Raw genomic sequence first — 14,471 nt, 5'->3', positions numbered from 1 at the left:
CTCGACGGGCCCCGTGGTCAGCCTGCCTGGGGGTCTCCGGGGGTGTACGTGACGTGCACCACCTGGCCGTCCTTGCCGAGGACGCCGAGGTCCTTGCCGTTGACGTACGCGTGCACGGCCCCACCGTTGCCGAGCACCAGCTTGATCTGCTTGGGGTCGGTGAAGGTCTGGTCCTGGCCGTTGCTGATGTTGTTCTGGAACAGCGACTTGCCGCTGCCGTCCATCGCCGAGACCCAGCTGGTGCCCTCGGCGACGAGCTTCACGGTGACCTTGTCGGCCGGGACGGCGGCGATCGCCGCGGCGCTCGGCGCGGGCGCCGGCGGCTGGACGGTCGGGGTGGCCGGGGCGACCGAGCCCGTGCCGGAGCCGCTGGGCAGCGGCGCGCTGGCGGAGCCGGTGGTCCCGTGGCCGCCCTTGCCGCTCACCAGGTTGAAGCCGATCAGCACGACCACCGCGACGATCGCGGCGACCATGGCCGCGGCCCAGTTCGGCCGGCTGCGGCCGGGCACCTTGATCGGGCCGCTGTCGATCAGCTGGGTGGCAGGGCGCTTGGAGGCCGGCGAGCCGCCGTGGGCGGCGTCGTAGCGGGCCACCAGTGCCTCGCCGTCCGCGCCGACGGCGTGGGCGATCGAGCGGATGTGCCCGCGGGCGTAGAAGTCGCCGCCGCAGCGGCCGAAGTCGTCCTCCTCGATGGCATGGACGATCGGCACCCGCACTCGGGTGGCGGTACTCACCTGGTCCACCGTGAGTCCCGCCTCGATCCGGGCGGCGGACAGCACCCGGCCGATGCTCGGGGCATCGGCCGCCTGCACCGCGTCGTCGGTCGGCTCGACGGACGACGGGGCGTTATCGCGGTCGGAGGACTTGCCGATGGTCACGGGGCACGCCTTTCGAGCGGATGGCCACCTGCTGGAGAACAGTCTAGGGGCGTGGGCGGATCGTTTCTCAAGCGGAACGGGCCCGAATGCGCGCGCCCGCCCCGGCGGGGGCCGGCCCCCGCCGACCGGTCGTCAGCGGGGACGCGCGGGGACGCGACGCCCTTCCCGCCCGAGTGTGCTTCCCGGCCTGTGACGCGGCGTACGGGCATTCGGTTCCCCGTTCCGCGCCTACCCTCCTCCGAACGAGTGAACCCCTTCGGAGGCGGCGTCCCGTCAGCCCTGCGGGGCCCTCCAGGGGCCCCTGCGGAGCCGCCCTCAGCCCCGCAGGGTGACCAGCACCCCGTCCAGCTCGTCCGGCTTCACCAGCACGTCGCGGGCCTTGGAGCCCTCACTCGGGCCGACGATCCCGCGCGACTCCATCAGGTCCATCAGCCGGCCCGCCTTGGCGAAGCCGACCCGGAGCTTGCGCTGGAGCATCGAGGTCGAGCCGAACTGGGTGGAGACCACCAGCTCGGCCGCCTGGATCAGCAGGTCCAGGTCGTCGCCGATCTCCTCGTCGATCTCCTTCTTCGGCCCGCCGCCGACCGTCACGTCGTCCCGGTAGACCGCGGACAGCTGGTCCTTGCAGTGCTGCACCACCTTGGCGATCTCCGCCTCGGTGACGAACGCGCCCTGCATGCGGATCGGCTTGCTCGCGCCCATCGGCAGGAACAGCGCGTCGCCCTTGCCGATCAGCTTCTCCGCGCCGGGCTGGTCCAGGATGACCCGGGAGTCGGCCATCGCGGAGGTCGCGAAGGCCAGCCGGGACGGCACGTTGGCCTTGATCAGACCGGTGACCACGTCCACCGAGGGCCGCTGGGTGGCGAGCACCAGGTGGATGCCGGCCGCCCGGGCCAGCTGGGTGATCCGGACGACCGAGTCCTCGACGTCCCGCGGCGCCACCATCATCAGGTCGGCCAGCTCGTCGACGATCACCAGCAGGTACGGGTACGGCCGCAGCTCCCGCTCGCTGCCCAGCGGCGGGGTGACCGTGCCGGCCTTCACCGCCGCGTTGAAGTCGTCCACGTGCCGGAACCCGAACGCCGCGAGGTCGTCGTAGCGCAGGTCCATCTCGCGCACCACCCACTGGAGGGCCTCGGCGGCCTTCTTGGGGTTGGTGATGATCGGCGTGATCAGGTGCGGGATGCCCTCGTACGCGGTCAGCTCGACCCGCTTGGGGTCGACCAGCACCATCCGCACCTCGTCCGGGGTGGAGCGGGCCAGGATCGAGGTGATCAGGCAGTTGATGCAGGACGACTTGCCCGCGCCGGTCGCACCGGCGACCAGGATGTGCGGCATCTTGGCGAGGTTGGCCATCACGGTGTGGCCCTCGACGTCCTTGCCCATGCCGACGACCATCGGGTGGGTGTCCTCGGCGGCCGTGCGCGAGCGCAGCAGGTCGCCGAGGTTGACCATCTCCCGGTCCCGGTTGGGGATCTCGATGCCGACCGCCGACTTGCCCGGGATCGGGCTGATGATCCGCACGTCCGGGCTGGCCACCGCGTACGCGATGTTCTTGGCGAGCGCGGTGATCCGCTCCACCTTGACGGCCGGGCCGAGCTCGACCTCGTAGCGGGTGACCGTCGGGCCGCGGGTGAAGCCGGTGACCTTCGCGTCGACCTTGAACTCGGCGAAGGTACCGGTGAGCTGGGCCACCACCTCGTCGTTCAGGGCGCTGCGGGCCCTGGCCGGGCCGCCGCGCTCCAGCAGGTCGAGCGAGGGCAGCGCGTAGGTGACGCCCTCGCCGAGCTGGAGCTGCTCCATCCGCACCGGCGCCGGGCCGTGCTCCGCGGGCGCGCCCGGGCCGCCGCTGCGGGCGGCCGGGACGGCGGGCTCCTCGGGCACCGCGGTGAGGTCCTTGACCTGGTGCATCATGTCCGCCACCGCCGAGGAGGCGGGGACGCCGTAGACCAGCGCGCCGTCCAGGTCGGCGGCCGCGCCGGCGGCGAGGTCGCGGGTGGCGTACGGGTCCAGCGGCTCCTTGTCGAGCGAGACCCGCACGGCCTCCGGCTGCTCCTCGTCGTCACCGGCGGCCGGCTTGCGCCGGCGGCGGCGTCGGCGGGCGGCCACCTCGTCGGTCGGGCCGTCACCGGCGGTGTCCACGGTGAAGGGCAGCGCATCCGGATCGGCGTCCTCCGGCGGATCGGTGGACGGCTCGTACTCCGGCGTACGCCCCCAGCGCAGTTCGTCCTCGGTCCCGGGCTCCACCACCCCGAGCCGCACGCCCAGCCCGCGCACCCGCTCACCGATCCGGTTGACCGGGGTGGCGGTGACCACCAGCAGACCGAAGAAGGCCAGCAGCAGGAGCAGCGGCACGGCCAGCACCGCACCGGCCGCGGCCATCATCGGGGTGGACGCGGCCCAGCCGATGATCCCGCCGGCCGCCCTTATCCGGGAGGCGCCGCTGCCCATGGTGGGCGCGCCGCAGCCGATGTGGACCAGGCCGAGGATGCCGATCAGCAGGGTGCTCAGCCCGATCACGATCCGGCCGTTGGCCTCCGGCAGCTCCGGGTGGCGCCAGAGCCGGATCGCGATAGCGGCCAGCAGGAACGGCACCAGCACGTCGAGCCGCCCGAACAGCCCGGACACCACCGCGGTGGCCGCCCCGTTCAGCCAGCCCTCCGAGCTGAACCAGGTGCCGGCGGCGACGACCAGCGCGAGCCCGAACAGCAGCAGGCCCAGCCCGTCCTTGCGGTGGGCCGGGTGCAGGTTCTTGGCGCCGTCGCCGAAACCGCGGAAGATCGCGGCGATCGGGCTGGCGATCGCGTTGAGCGCGCCCATCAGCACCGAGCGGCGCGGCGGGGGCGGCGGGGCGGACTTGGCTGCCGCCTTCTTCGCGGGGGGCCGGCGGGCGGCCGCCTTCTTGGCGGGCGGCTTGCCCGGGGCCTTGGCCGCGGCCTTCTTGGACGGTCCCGGACTCGGTTTGCGTGCGGCGTTTCCGGGCGTACGAGTGGCCATGGGTCAGCAGCCTACCGGGGCGGGCGAGCAGCGCCCATGCGGGCGAGCCGAGGCGCCCCGCCGTGTCGCAGACACACCGTCACGCTGACCGGGATTCACCCGGACGCCGCAGCTGACCACTCGGGCGGGTGAACCTCAGACGACCGGACTAGGCGCTGCCGGGGCGCATCGCGTCCAGGGCCCGGCGCAGTCCGGCGAGCTTGCGCTCCAGGTGCGCCGCGGTGGCGGCCACCCCGGCGTCCTCGGCCCCGTCCAGCTGCTTGCCCAGCGCCTCCGCCTGCTCCTCGACCGCCGCCAGCCGCGCGGACAGCTCGCCGAGCAGCGCCCCGCCGAGGGCCGGCTCGCCGCCGCTCTCCTCCAACTGCAGCCGCAGCAGCGCGGCCTGCTCCTTCAGCTGGCAGTTCTTGACGTACAGGTCGACGAAGACCGATACCTTGGCGCGCAGCACCCACGGGTCGAAGGGCTTGGAGATGTAGTCCACCGCGCCGGCCGCGTAGCCCCGGAAGGTGTGGTGCGGGCCGTGGTTGATCGCGGTCAGGAAGATGATCGGGATGTCCCGGGTGCGCTCGCGCCGCTTGATGTGGGCGGCGGTCTCGAAGCCGTCCATCCCGGGCATCTGGACGTCCAGCAGGATCACCGCGAAGTCGTCGGTCAGCAGCGCCTTGAGCGCCTCCTCGCCGGAGGCGGCGCGCACCAGCGTCTGGTCCAGGGCGGAGAGGATCGCCTCCAGTGCCAGGAGGTTCTCCGGCCGGTCGTCGACCAGGAGGATCTTGGCCTTCTGCATCGGGGCTCGCCCTCCTGTCGCCTGCCTGCCGCCCGGTGTGGGCACCCGCGTACTGCCCACCGCTACCCCGGTCATGCTAGCCGCACCCCCTCGCCCGGCACATCGCTCCGTCGTGACCCGATCCGGAACGGCGCGCAGCCAGTGCTCCGGCGCACGCTCAGCAGCGTGTCGCCGTCCGGTCACTGTTCGCAACGCTCGGTGACCCTACCGGGTTCCCGGGCCCGACCGCCAGCAAACCGGCCGACCGGCAGGCGCGAACCGCGGGGTTCACGCCGCACCGGCCGCGCCCGTCGACGGCTCACGCGCTTCGCTCACTCACTCGCGCGGTCGCCGTTCAGCCACTCGGACATCACCGACAGCAGGTGGTCGGTCTCCACCGGCTTGGTGATGTGGTCGGTGGCACCCGCCTCCAGGGACTTCTCCCGGTCGCCCTTCATCGCCTTGGCGGTCAGCGCGATGATCGGCAGGCCCGCGAACTGGGGCATCCGGCGGATCGCCTCGGTGGTCGCGTAGCCGTCCATCTCCGGCATCATGATGTCCATCAGGACCAGCGCCACGTTCTCGTGCTGCTCCAGCATCTCGATGCCCTCGCGGCCGTTCTCCGCGTACAGGACGGTCAGTCCGTGCTGCTCCAGCACGCTGGTCAGGGCGAACACGTTGCGCACGTCGTCGTCCACGATCAGCACCTGCTGGCCGTCGAAGCGGGTGTCGCCGCGGGCCGGCCGGAACTGCTGGGCTGGCTCCACCGCCCGCGGGGCGGCGGCGCTCTCCAGGGCGGCGCTGCGCCGCCGCTCCACCGCGCCGCGACGGCGCTCCTCGGCCAGCTCCCGGACCTCCTGGGCCCAGTGGTCGGCCGGGCTCTCGCCGACCGGCACGGGCAGGCCCACCGGGGTCACCCCGACCGTGGCGCGCAGCGCGGGCGGGTTCGCGCCGCCCTGGCGCTCGGTGGCGGCGTCGGGGGCGTCGGTGCGCAGGGGCAGGTAGAGCGTGAAGGTCGAGCCCCTGCCCAGCTCGCTCTCGGCGTGGATCTCGCCGCCGAGCAGCCGGGCGATCTCGCGGCTGATCGACAGCCCGAGGCCGGTGCCGGCGTACTTGCGGCTGGTGGTGCCGTCGGCCTGCTTGAACGCCTCGAAGATCTCCCGCAGCTTGTTGCTGGGGATGCCGATGCCGGTGTCGGAGACGGAGAAGGCGATCAACTCGTCGTCCGGGCCCTGGATCGAACCGAACTCCAGCAGCCGCTCGCGCACGTGCTGGGGGACGTCCCGGCCGGCCGCGCTGATCGAGAAGTCGACGCCGCCGGTGTCGGTGAACTTGACGGCGTTGGAGATCAGGTTGCGCAGCACCTGCTGGAGCCGCTGCTCGTCGGTGTGCAGGGTGACCGGCAGGGTGGGCGAGATCCGCACCGCGAAGTCCAGGTTCTTGTCGAGGGCGACCGGCTGGAAGGTGGCCTCGACGTAGTCGACCAGCTGGACCAGAGCGATCCGGGCCGGGCGGACGTCCATCTTGCCGGCCTCGACCTTGGACAGGTCGAGGATGTCGTTGATCAGCTGGAGCAGGTCGGAGCCGGCGCCGTGGATGGTGTCGGCGAACTCGACCTGCTTGGGCGAGAGGTTGCCCTCGTTGTTGTCGGAGAGCAGCTTGGCCAGGATCAGCAGCGAGTTGAGCGGGGTGCGCAGCTCGTGCGACATGTTGGCGAGGAACTCGCTCTTGTACCGGGAGGCCAGGGCGAGCTGTTCGGCGCGCTCCTCCAGGACCTGCCGGGCCTCCTCGATCTCGCTGTTCTTGATCTCGATGTCGCGGTTCTGCTGGGCCAGTTGCTCGGCCTTCTCCTGCAACTCCTCGTTGGTGCGCTCCAGTTCCTCCTGGCGGGCTTCCAACTCGGCGGAGCGCATCGAGAGTTCGGCGGTGAGCCGCTGGGACTCCAGCAGCAGCCCCTCGGTCTTGGTGTTGACGCTGATGGTGTTGACGGTGACGCCGATGAGGTCGGCGATCTGGTTGAGGAAGTCCAGTGCGACGGTGGTGAAGGAGCTGAAGGTGGCCAGCTCGATCACGCCCAGCAGCCGGCCCTCGAACTGCACCGGCAGCACCACGATGTGGGCCGGCGAGGCCTCGCCGAGGCCGGTGGCGATCTTGAGGTACCCGGGCGGCGCCTCCTTGACGATGATCGCCCGCTTCTCCACCGCGGCCTGGCCGATCAGCGACTCGCCCGGCCGGAAGGTGGTCGGCATCGCCCGCCGCTGGTAGCCGTAGCTGCCGATCAGCCGCAGCACGGTGTCGTTCTCGTCGTCGTCCTCGGTGATCAGTTCGGCGGTCCGACCGGCCGGTTGGGCTAGGAAGAAGGCGCCGTGCTGGGCGGAGACCACCGGGGTCAGCTCGGTCATGATCAGGGAGGCGACGGCCTCCAGGTCCCGGCGGCCCTGCAGCAGGCCGGAGATCCGGGCCAGGTTGGTCTTGAGCCAGTCCTGCTCCTGGTTGGTGCGGGTGGTCTCGCGCAGGTTGGCGATCATCTGGTTGATGTTGTCCTTGAGCTCGTCGAGCTCACCGGCGGCGTCCACGTCGATCCGCAGGCTCAGGTCGCCCCTGGTCACCGCGGTCGCGACCTGGGCGATCGCGCGCACCTGCCGGGTCAGGTTGTTGGCCAGCTCGTTCACCGACTCGGTGAGGTCCTGCCAGGTGCCGTCCACCCCGGGCACCCGGGCCTGGCCGCCGAGCCGCCCGTCGGTGCCCACCTCGCGGGCGACCCGGGTGACCTCGTCGGCGAAGGCCGAGAGCTGGTCGACCATGGTGTTGATGTTGGTCTTCAGCTGGAGGATCTCGCCGCGCGCGTCGACGTCGATCTTCTGCGAGAGGTCGCCGCGGGCGACCGCCGTGATCACCAGCGCGATGTTGCGGACCTGGCCGGTGAGGTTGTTGGCCATCTGGTTGACGTTGTCGGTCAGGTCCTTCCAGATGCCGGCCACGCCCGGCACGCTCGCCTGGCCGCCCAGGGTGCCGTCGGTGCCGACCTCCCGGGCGACCCGGGTGACCTCCACGGCGAACGCGGACAACTGGTCGACCATGGTGTTCAGGGTCCCGGCGAGCGTCGCGATCTCGCCCTGGGCGTCGATGGTGATCTTCTTGGAGAGATCGCCGCGGGCCACCGCGGAGGCCACCTCGGCGATGTTGCGCACCTGTCCGGTCAGGTTCGACGCCATGAAATTGACGTTGTCGGTCAGGTCCTTCCAGATCCCCGACACCCCGCGCACCCGCGCCTGACCGCCCAGGATGCCCTCGGTGCCCACCTCACGGGCGACCCTGGTCACCTCGTCCGCGAAGGCCGACAGCTGGTCGACCATGGTATTGACGGTGGTCACCAGCTCCAGGATCTCGCCCCGGGCGTCGACGGTGATCTTCTTCGACACGTCACCGCGCGCCACCGCCGTGGTCACCTCGGCGATGTTGCGGACCTGACTGGTCAGGTTGTTGGCCATCAGGTTGACGCTGTTGGTCAGGTCCTTCCACGTCCCGGACACCCCCGGCACGCTCGCCTGGCCGCCCAGGATGCCCTCGGTGCCGACGTCGCGGGCGACCCTGGTCACCTCGTCCGCGAAGGCGGAGAGCTGGTCCACCATCGTGTTGATGGTGTTCTTCAGCTCCAGGATCTCCCCGCGGGCGTCCACCTGGATCTTCTGCGAGAGGTCGCCCTTGGCGACCGCCGTGGTCACCTGGGCGATGTTGCGCACCTGGTCGGTGAGGTTGTTCGCCATGAAGTTGACGTTGTCGGTCAGGTCCCGCCACACCCCGGCCGCCCAGGGCACCTGGGCCTGACCGCCGAGCCGGCCCTCGGTGCCCACCTGGCGGGCCACCCGGGTCACCTGCTCCGCGAAGCCGGAGAGCTGGTCCACCATCGTGTTGATGGTGTTCTTCAGCTCCAGCATCTCGCCGCGGGCGTCCACCTCGATCTTCTGCGACAGGTCCCCGCGCGCCACCGCCGTGGTCACCTGGGCGATGTTGCGCACCTGGCCGGTCAGGTTGTCGGCCATGAAGTTCACCGAGTCGGTCAGCTCGCGCCACACCCCGGCCACGCCCGGCACCTGCGCCTGGCCACCGAGTCGGCCCTCGGTGCCCACGTCCCGGGCCACCGTGGTGACCTGGGCGGCGAAGCCGTTCAGCTGGTCCACCATCGTGTTGACGGTGTTCTTCAGCTCCAGCATCTCGCCGGCCACGTCGACGGTCACCTTGCGGGACAGGTCGCCCTTGGCCACCGCCGTGGTCACCTGGGCGATGTTGCGCACCTGGGCGGTGAGCCGGCCCGCCATGGTGTTGACGGAGTCCGCCAGGTCCTTCCAACTGCCGGACACGCTACGGACCTTGGCCTGACCGCCGAGCTTGCCCTCGGTGCCCACCTCGCGGGCCACCCGGGTCACCTCGTCGGTGAACTCCGAGAGCTGGTCCACCAGTCCGTTGACGGTCCGGCCGATCTTCAGGTACTCGCCGCGCAGCGGGTGGCTCACCCCGTTGCTGTGCAGCGAGCGCAGCTCCATCTTCTGGTCCAGGTCGCCCTCGGCGATCGAGCTCAGCACCCGGCCCACCTCGGCCATCGGGCGGGCCAGGTCGTCGATCAGCGCGTTGCAGTTGTCGACGGCCGCCATCCAGGCGCCCTCGCCCGCGCCGGTCTCCAGCCGCTCGTTCAGCCGGCCCTCGCGGCCCACCGCCCGCCGCACCCGGGCCAGTTCACCGGTCAGGTGCTGATTGCGCTCGGCGACCTCGTTGAACACCGCGGCGATCTCCGCCAGCGGCCCGTCCCCCGGCACGGTCAGCCGGCGGCGGAAGTTGCCGTCCCGCATCGCCGTCAGCGCGGCCAGCAGCTTGCGCAACTCGGCCGGCTCCGCACTACGGTTGTGCGCCGCTCGCCGGCCGGCCGCGATCCGCGGCGCCGTCCCGGACCGCCCCCCGCGCGGAGCGGGCGGCGTCGTACCGGTTGCGTCCTTGGTGGCGTCCTTGGTGGCCGAACTCAACGGGCCCCTCCCACATCGTGTGAACTGTCCGGTGACCGCCGCGTCGGTACGGCACGAACCGGGCACCGGCCCGGCTGGGCTGCGCACCGGCCGGACCCACGGCCCGCCGGCACCCATACGACCGTACTGCTCCCACCGGCCGTCGCGGACCCCCCAGTCTGGCAGCACTGGCATCGGGTATACGGCCGGTTGCGCTCGGTTGTCCCCGCACCGTCCGAAACAGGTGGGCAGAATCACCCTCTGGTGCCTGTTTCACGGCCCCGCCCCCACGGGGAACCAAGCGGAAAGTAGGGTGGAGCGCTGCACCGGGCCTCGGCCCGACCCAGCGCCGCCCACCGACGGCGCGCACGGGGAGGTCGGCGCCGAACCCCGGACAGTCAGGGCAAGAGCAGCAGAGGAGAAGTGGCAACGTGGTCACCGCGCGCGCAGCCGCCACCTTCGATCCCGACGGCCGGTCCGCGGCCGCCGCCCGGGGCTTCGTCCGGGACGCGCTGCTCGGCTGGGGCCTGCCCGAGGTCGTCGACGACGCCGTCGTGCTGGTCAGCGAACTGGTCACCAACGCCGTCGTGCACGCCGGCACCGCCGCCGAGGTCGGCTGCCTCCGCGAGGAGGAGACCGTCCGGATCGAGGTCACCGACCACCACCCCGAGCGCGGCCTGCCCTCCCTCGATGACGGGCCCGTCACCGCCTCGGACCGCTACGCCGACCCCGACGGCGAGGGCGGCCGCGGCCTGCTGATGTGCTCCGCCCTCGCCGAGCGCTGGGGCGTCGAGTACGCGGCCGGGCGCAAGACCGTCTGGTTCCGGCTCGCGCTGCCCGCACACGTGACCGGCACCCGCTACGCCGTTCCCGCCACCCCCGGCAGCGACCTGCCCAGCGGCCCCGGTCCGGTGCACGTCGCCGTCGTCCAACTCGACGACGACGGCCGCGTGCTGGCCTGGAACCCGGACGCCGAGGCGCTCTTCCGGCACCCCGCCGCCACCGTCCTCGGCCGCCCCTGGGCCGACCTCGCGGTCTGGCCGCAGGCCCCCGGCCGCGGCCTCGGCCTCACCGACACCCTCCGGCTGGCCCGCTGGGAGGGCGGCTACGGCGTGCGCCGGCCCGACGGCGAGGAGGTCGAGGTCTACGGCGTCCAGGTGCGGGTGCGCGACACCGAGGGCGTCCCCTCCACCCTCTGTCTGCTCGTCCTCGAACCCGACCGCGCCGTGCTGCGCTCCCCCGCCCGCGCGCTGCCCGGCGACCGTCCCGACCCGACCGGGCCCAGGCTCGACCTGCTGGCCGGCCCGGTCGCCACCGACGACCTCGAAACCCTGCTCCAGCGCACCGTGGAACGCGCCCGCGACCTGCTCGACGCCGACGCCGCCTACCTGTTGCTCACCACCGACGACGAGGCCGAGTTCGAGGTCCGCGCCGCCACCGGCCTGACCACCGGGCACCGCCGGCACACCCGCTTCCCGGTGGAGACCGGAAACCGCTACGACTCCGCCCGGCTGCCCTCCGTCCACGAGGACCTCGACTCCCGCCCCACCGGCCTGCCGCTGCTCTCCGGCAGCGGCATGCGCTCCCTGGTCACCGTGCCGCTCAAGGTCGAGGGCCGCCTGATCGGCTCCCTCGGCATCGCCACCGCCGCGCCCGGCCGCTACGACAACGAGGACGCGCTGCGCCTCCAGTTCGCTGCCGACCGGGTCGCCCTGGCCGTCGAGAGCACCCGGCTGACCGAGCTCGAACGGCTGCGCCGCGGCTCGCTCTCCTTCCTCGTCGAGGCCTCCGACCTGCTGGCCGGCACCCTCGAACACGAGCAGACCCTGGCGCTGATGGCCCAGATGGCCGTCCCCACCCTCGCCTCCTGGTGCGCCGTCTACACCAACGGCGACCACAGCTCCGCGGCCCGCCTCGCCTTCGTGCTGCACGAGGACGAGGACCGGATCGACCCGCTGCGCGACCTGCTCGACAAGACCGCCTCCCCCGAGGCCGGCCCCACCCACGGCGTCCGCTTCTGGACGGCGCCCACCGAGACGGCCCGCTCCCGCGGCCTCATCGACAGCCCCGAACTCGCCGGACTGCTCGGCGAGACCGTCGTCCTGCCGCTCACCGCCCGCAACCGGGTGATCGGCCTGCTCGCCCTCGGTGTCCCGGCCGGCGTGCGCTTCCGCCAGGAGATCCTCGAACTCGCCGAGGACCTCTCCCGCCGGGCCGCCCTCGCCCTGGACAACTCCCGCCTCTACTCCGAGCGCACCGCCACCAGCCAGGCCCTGCAGCGCAGCCTGCTGCCGCCGGACCTGCCCGAGATCCCGGGCGTCGAGGTGGACGTCTACTACCAGGCCGCCGGCGAGGGCAACGAGGTCGGCGGCGACTTCTACGACCTGTTCACCATCCGCGAGGGCACCTACGGCTTCGCCATCGGCGACGTCTGCGGCACAGGCCCCGAGGCCGCCTCCGTCACCGGCCTGGCCCGGCACTCGCTGCGGCTGCTCGCCCGCGAGGGCCTGGACGCCCCGCAGGTGCTGCGCCGGCTCAACGCGGCCATCCTGGACGAGGGTTCGCGCAGCCGCTTCCTCACCCTGCTCTACGGCGAACTGACGCCCCGCCCGGACGGCAGCACCGAACTGTCCTTGGTCTGCGCCGGCCACCCGCTGCCGCTGAGGCTGCGCACCGACGGCCAGGTCGACCGGGCCGCCACCCCGCAGCCGCTGCTCGGTGTCATGGACGACCTCGAACTCACCGCCGAGCACCTGGTGCTCTCCCCCGGCGAGGTCCTGCTCTGCGTCACCGACGGCGTCACCGAACGCCGGGAGGGCCGAAGGATGTTGGGCGACGACGGCCTCGCCGAGGTACTCACCGGGTGCACCGGCCTGACCGCCGGCGCGGTCGCGATGCGGGTGCAGCGCGCGGTCGAGCGCTTCGCCCCGGAGCCGCCGTCCGACGACATGGCGATCCTGACGCTGCGGGTTCCGACCCAGCGTCAGCCGTGAGCACTCCACGACTGACATCGTCACAAATTGTTATCTTCACAAGGGTACAAGCAGACCGTGCCGGGTACACCGATCTCGCCGGGGAATCCCCCGACGAGGACGTGACCAGCGGATCTCCGCCGGCCCACCACTTCTGACCTCACTTCTGACCGCTGCCAGCGCACGCCCTTCGCCGTGCGCCCTCGGCGCGGTCGCGCGCAACCCCTCATCGAGACGACACCAAGCGTTACTGCGCCCTGCGCGCGCCCAGAGTGAAAGGAGCCTCCGGTGAGCAACGACGCTACCGGGGCAACGAACGCCCGCTCCACCGGAGCCGACGCGGGTAACCTCGGCTACCTCGCCCTCGGCCTGACACTGCTCGCCTACGGCCTGCTCTCCACCGGGGTCCTGCACGGAACCGGCGTCGGGGACGCGGCCCACCTCGCCCATCTGCTCGGCGGCGTCACCCTCTTCATCGCGGGCCTGTGGCAGCTCCGCGGCGGCGAGGGCTTCACCGGCACCGCCTTCACCAGCCTCGGCGCCTTCTGGGCGACCTGGTCGATGGCGGGCGGCGCGAGCAAGAACGCCGTCGGACTGTTCCTGCTGCTGTGGGCCCTGCTCGTCCTCAGCCTCACGGCCGCCAGCTGGGGCGCGGGCCTGGTCAGCCGCGCCGTCTACGGCCTCTTCACGCTCTCCCTGGTGCTCAACGCCATCGCCGTCCTCGGCAGCTACAGCGGCCTCGCCAAGGCGGCCGGCTGGATCGCCGCGGTCGCCGGGCTCGCCGCCTGGTACTGGGCCACCTCCGCCCTGAGCAACGGCTCCTGGGGGAAGGTCGCCCTCCCGGTCAAGTGACCTGCCCGGGCTCTCAGCCGACCTGCTGGGACCGGTCCTCGGCACGGCGACGGGGTCGGGTCTCCGTCGAGACGGAGACCCGACCCCGTCGCCGTGCCGTCAACGCCAGGACCGCGTAGGCGAACAGCAGGATCGCGACCGCGACGATACCGTCCGCCCAGAAGTGGTTGGCCGTCACCACGACCACCGCGACCGTCAGCACCGGGTGCAGCACCACCAGCCAGCGGAACGGGCTCGACGACACCCGCACCACCGCGACCGCCGCCAGCACGCACCAGGCGACGTGCACCGAGGGCATCGCCGACAGCTGGTCGGCCACCACCACCCCGCCGACCGCCCCGCCGTACACCGACTGCCCGTACTCGGCGGCCACGTCGACGAACCCGCTCTGCGGCAGCATCCGCGGCGGCGCCACCGGGACGAATTGCACCAGCAGACAGACCGCAGTGGTGATCACCACCGTGTTGCGCACCCACGCGTAGCGCTCCCGGTGCCGCAGGAAGACCCAGAGCAGCACCCCCAGCATCACCGCGAAGTGCATAACCGCGTAGTAGTAGTTCGCCAGCCGCACCAGCACCGGGTACGGCGTGACCGCCGCCTGCCAGGACGCCTCGTCCGGCAGCCCGACCGCCCGCTCGGTCCGGTGGATCCAGCCCGCCCGGTCCAGCGCGTGGTCCGCACTCATCACCGACAGGTGCCCCACCAGCTGCCAGAGCGCGAACAGCGCCAGCAGCGTGCCGGCCTCCCGCAGCAGCGCCGACACCCCCGGCCTCCGGACCCTCGCGGCGACGAACGCGCCACCGTAGAGCACGACGGCGGCGCCCCCGGCGGTCTGCCAGGTCAGGGTCAGGTTCTGCATTCGCAGAGGGTAACGCAAAAAGACCCCCTCCCGACTGGGAGGGGGTCTTTTTGGAATGATTGTTCGGCGGCGTCCTACTCTCCCACAGGGTCCCCCCTGCAGTACCATCGGCGCTGTGAGGCTTAGCTTCCGGGTTCGGAATGTAACCGGGCG

Annotated in this window: 7 protein-coding genes and 1 rRNA gene; 2 read left to right on the top strand and 6 right to left on the bottom strand. The window is 72.1% G+C overall.

Translation table 11 applies throughout. From position 1 onward, the window contains the following. Positions 1 to 17: 17 nt before the first annotated feature. From ACZ7BZ_RS27960 to ACZ7BZ_RS27945, 4 genes are all read right to left on the bottom strand, one after another. Complete coding sequence (locus ACZ7BZ_RS27960; protein WP_380462133.1) at positions 18 to 878, bottom strand: helix-turn-helix domain-containing protein; 861 nt, start codon at positions 876 to 878, stop codon at positions 18 to 20. A 315-nt stretch (positions 879 to 1,193) separates the two neighbouring features. Beyond that, positions 1,194 to 3,875, bottom strand: coding sequence for a DNA translocase FtsK (locus tag ACZ7BZ_RS27955; protein WP_470360753.1), 2,682 nt, complete (start codon positions 3,873 to 3,875; stop codon positions 1,194 to 1,196). 148 nt (positions 3,876 to 4,023) lie between these two features. Then, complete coding sequence (locus ACZ7BZ_RS27950; RefSeq protein WP_470360752.1) at positions 4,024 to 4,659, bottom strand: response regulator; 636 nt, start codon at positions 4,657 to 4,659, stop codon at positions 4,024 to 4,026. Between the two features lie 311 nt (positions 4,660 to 4,970). Then, positions 4,971 to 9,485, bottom strand: coding sequence for a HAMP domain-containing protein (locus ACZ7BZ_RS27945; RefSeq protein ID WP_470360822.1), 4,515 nt, complete (start codon positions 9,483 to 9,485; stop codon positions 4,971 to 4,973). 581 nt (positions 9,486 to 10,066) lie between these two features. Here ACZ7BZ_RS27945 and ACZ7BZ_RS27940 point away from each other — a divergent pair. Both ACZ7BZ_RS27940 and ACZ7BZ_RS27935 read left to right on the top strand, forming a co-directional pair. Beyond that, a complete protein-coding gene (locus tag ACZ7BZ_RS27940) occupies positions 10,067 to 12,628 on the top strand; it encodes a SpoIIE family protein phosphatase (RefSeq protein ID WP_470360751.1) in 2,562 nt (853 codons plus the stop codon). 267 nt (positions 12,629 to 12,895) lie between these two features. Further along, a complete protein-coding gene (locus ACZ7BZ_RS27935; RefSeq protein WP_470360750.1) occupies positions 12,896 to 13,459 on the top strand; it encodes a GPR1/FUN34/YaaH family transporter in 564 nt (187 codons plus the stop codon). A 13-nt stretch (positions 13,460 to 13,472) separates the two neighbouring features. Here the strand turns inward: ACZ7BZ_RS27935 and ACZ7BZ_RS27930 are convergent, their stop codons facing one another. After that, complete coding sequence (locus ACZ7BZ_RS27930) at positions 13,473 to 14,318, bottom strand: phosphatase PAP2 family protein (protein WP_470360749.1); 846 nt, start codon at positions 14,316 to 14,318, stop codon at positions 13,473 to 13,475. 61 nt (positions 14,319 to 14,379) lie between these two features. Further along, positions 14,380 to 14,471: ribosomal RNA gene (gene rrf, locus ACZ7BZ_RS27925) — 5S ribosomal RNA — on the bottom strand; the annotation flags it as partial.

The organism is Kitasatospora sp. NPDC036934 (assembly GCF_055608425.1).
The sequence above is the reverse complement of the archived record's forward strand: the minus strand, read 5'-3'. Positions and strand labels throughout refer to the sequence as shown.